At 67.2% G+C, this 743-nt stretch carries 1 protein-coding gene; it reads right to left on the bottom strand.

Annotation, left to right across the window (positions count from 1 at the left end; all coding sequences use genetic code 11):
• Positions 1 to 743 (bottom strand): IS66 family transposase (gene tnpC, locus AC629_RS44075; RefSeq protein ID WP_143199951.1); only part of this gene is annotated, 743 nt, incomplete at both ends.

The raw sequence follows: 743 nt of genomic DNA on the forward strand, positions 1-743 counted from the left end.
CGGATCGGTCCGGGCTGGCGCCCCGCCAGATAGAGCTGGTTGTACCCATCATAGGCGTCGGCCTGCAGGATGCCGGCATACCGGGCCAGATGCGCCTGAGGATGCTCGCCCCTACGGTCGCGGGAGTAGTAGAACATCGCCGCCGGCGGGTCGGCGCCGCCAAACGGCCGGTCGTCCCGGACGTAGATCCAGCAGCGTGCCGTATCGGTCTTGCCCTTGGCCAGCACCGGCACCGTCGTATCATCGGCATGCAGGCGCTCGGCCGCCATGACATGGGCTTCGACCAGGCGCAGCAGGGGATCCAGCGACGCACTGACCGATCCCACGGCGTCCGCCATGGTCGACAGCGCGATCGGCACGCCTTCCAGGGCGTAGCGCTCAGCCTGGCGGTTTAAGGGCTGATGTTGGCCGAACTTCTCGAACATGATCATGGCCAGCAGGCTCGGGCCGGCCCATCCCCGTGCGACAGCATGGAACGGCGCCGGGGCCTGGCTGATCTTCTCGCAGTCGCGGCAGGAAAACTTCCCTCGGACCGTCTCGATCACCTTCCACTGGCGCGGCACCACTTCCAGTGTCCGGGTCACGTCCTCGCCACGCTTGCGCAGACGGTTGCTGCCACAGCACTCGCAAGCTGTCGGCGGGTCGATCACCACTCGTTCGCGCGGTAAATGCTCAGGGAACGTCTGGCGTTCGCCGCGCTTGCGCGTAAATCCGCGCACCGTCGTCGCCTTGGCCACAGCGCG

Origin of the sequence: Bradyrhizobium sp. NAS80.1 (assembly GCF_001908205.1) — a bacterium.
In the GTDB taxonomy this organism is placed as follows: Bacteria; Pseudomonadota; Alphaproteobacteria; order Rhizobiales; family Xanthobacteraceae; genus Bradyrhizobium.